Below are 2,192 nucleotides of genomic sequence, written 5' to 3'. Positions count from 1 at the left end.
GGTTCGGGCCGGCGAAGCGCGCCGGGTGGTCGGGCGGATGTTCGGGCGATGATGGGGGCGCGGGCGCCGGCTGACGACGGCGCCCCACCAGGACTCTACGGAGCGCGCCCCGGCCGCGGCCCGGGGGGCGGCCGGCGGGGCGTTCCCGGGGCTCCCCGGTCTCCCGGGGCGTCCGTTTCCACCGTACGGCGGACTACGGTGGGGGACATGCACGAGCAGCCGAGTCCCCACTTCGAAACCCTGGCCATCCACGCGGGCCAGGAGCCCGACCCCCTGACCGGAGCGGTGGTGCCGCCGATCCACCAGGTGTCCACCTTCAAGCAGGACGGCGTGGGCGGCCTGCGCGGCGGCTACGAGTACAGCCGCTCCGCCAACCCCACCCGGACCGCCCTCGAGGAGAACCTGGCGGCGCTGGAGGGCGGGTCCCGGGGCCTGGCCTTCGCCTCCGGCCTGGCGGCCGAGGACTGCCTGTTGCGCACCGTCCTGGCGCCGGGAGACCACCTGGTGATCCCGAACGACGCCTACGGCGGTACCTTCCGGTTGATCTCGAAGGTGGTCGAACGCTGGGGCGTGGAGTGGTCGGTGGTCGACACCTCCGACGTCGAGGCGGTGCGGGCGGCGATGCGGCCGCGCACCCGCGCGGTGTGGGTGGAGACCCCCTCCAACCCGCTGTTGGGCATCACCGACATCGCGGCGGTCGCGGAGATCACCCGTGAGGCGGGCGCGCGTCTGGTGGTGGACAACACCTTCGCGAGCCCTTACCTGCAGCAGCCGCTGGCGCTGGGGGCGGACGTGGTGGTGCACTCGACGACCAAGTACCTCGGCGGTCACTCGGACGTGGTGGGCGGGGCGCTGGTGACCTCGGACGCCGGACTGGGCGAGGAGTTGGCGTTCCACCAGAACGCGATGGGCGCCGTCGCCGGTCCCTTCGACTCGTGGCTGGTGCTGCGCGGTATCAAGACCCTGGCGGTGCGCATGGACCGGCACAACGCCAACGCGGCGCGCGTGGTGGAGATGCTGCGGTCGCACCCGTCGGTGCACGCGGTGCTCTACCCGGGGTCGGAGTCCCACCCGGGGCACGAGGTGGCGGCCAAGCAGATGTCGGGCTTCGGGGGAATGGTGTCGTTCCGGGTGACCGGCGGGGAGGAGGCCGCGGTCGCGGTCTGCGAGCGTGCCCGGGTGTTCACCCTCGGGGAGTCCCTGGGTGGTGTGGAGTCGCTGATCGAGCACCCGGGGCGGATGACGCACGCCTCGGCGGCGGGCTCGGCGCTGGAGGTTCCCGCGGACCTGGTGCGGCTGTCGGTCGGTATCGAGGCGATCGACGACCTGCTGGAGGACCTGACCCGCGCGTTGGGCTGAGCGCCCGCCCCGGGGCGAACCGAGGGGGCCGGGTTCACGACGGTGAACGCGGCCCCCGGGTCACATCTCCGGCACCCCGCCCCTCACTCGGGGAGCGTGTAGTTCGTCTGCCAGCCGGCGACGGCGGTGTTGAAGCGGGCCAGCAGGACCCGGAAGGTCTCCTGCTCCTCCTCGGACCAGCCGTCGGTGAGCAGCGACATCAGCTTGCACCGCGAGCGCCGCACCTCCTCCAGCCGTTCACCGCCGCGCTGGGACAGGCGCAGCACGACCGCCCGCCCGTCGGCGGGGTCGGCGGACCGGGTCACCAGGCCGGCGTCGACGAGCGGCGCCACCTGCCGGGTCACGGTCGAGGAGTCGATGCCCATGCCGGAGGCCAGGGCCTTCACCCCGGTCGGTCCCTCCTGGTCCAGTTTGCTCAGGAGCAGGTAGGCGGCGCGGTCCATCGAGTTGCGGGCCGGTCCCAGCCCGCCGAGGCGGGTCTGTTCGGCACGGCGCGCGAAGACGGCGACCTCGTGTTGCAGGGCGTCCAGCAGGGGCGGTACCGCCGGCGGATCGGGGTGCTCACCCGAGCCGGTCGGCGGGGTGGAGGAGCGCTGGGGTGCGGTGGGTTCAGGCGTCATATCCGGGATGTCTCGCAGAGTTGCGGGTGAGGGTCAGCCGTGGGGGATGGCGCGCGGGATGTGGGCCACAGGGTACGCGCACGGGAGGGTGCACGTGCACCAATGGATGAACCTGTGACGATTCCCGTGGGACCCCGATGGGCCCGTTCCCACGGCCCCTTCGACACCGGGGAAACCGTCGGCGCAGGTGGGGCGCCCGGCCGGGGGGAAGGG

Annotated in this window: 2 protein-coding genes; one reads left to right on the top strand and one right to left on the bottom strand. The window is 73.3% G+C overall.

From position 1 onward, the window contains the following. The first annotated feature begins 207 nt into the window (after positions 1 to 207). Entirely contained in the window at positions 208 to 1,359 is a 1,152-nt protein-coding gene (locus tag FNQ90_RS20455) for a cystathionine gamma-synthase (protein ID WP_182607703.1), read from the top strand. An 83-nt stretch (positions 1,360 to 1,442) separates the two neighbouring features. Here the strand turns inward: FNQ90_RS20455 and FNQ90_RS20450 are convergent, their stop codons facing one another. After that, positions 1,443 to 1,979, bottom strand: a complete 537-nt coding sequence (locus tag FNQ90_RS20450; protein ID WP_182607702.1) for a MarR family winged helix-turn-helix transcriptional regulator — start codon at positions 1,977 to 1,979, stop codon at positions 1,443 to 1,445. Positions 1,980 to 2,192 lie beyond the last annotated feature (213 nt).

Origin of the sequence: Streptomyces alkaliphilus, from assembly GCF_014141535.1 — a bacterium.
GTDB classification, from domain to species: Bacteria; Actinomycetota; Actinomycetes; order Streptomycetales; family Streptomycetaceae; genus Streptomyces; species Streptomyces alkaliphilus.
The sequence above is the reverse complement of the archived record's forward strand: the minus strand, read 5'-3'. Positions and strand labels throughout refer to the sequence as shown.

What these genes read in the sequence shown, in the direction of transcription:
- FNQ90_RS20455 (WP_182607703.1), top strand. Translation starts at nt 208, where the DNA reads ATGCACGAGCAGCCGAGTCCCCACTTCGAAACCCTGGCCATCCACGCG.
- FNQ90_RS20450 (WP_182607702.1), bottom strand. Translation starts at nt 1,979, where the DNA reads ATGACGCCTGAACCCACCGCACCCCAGCGCTCCTCCACCCCGCCGACC.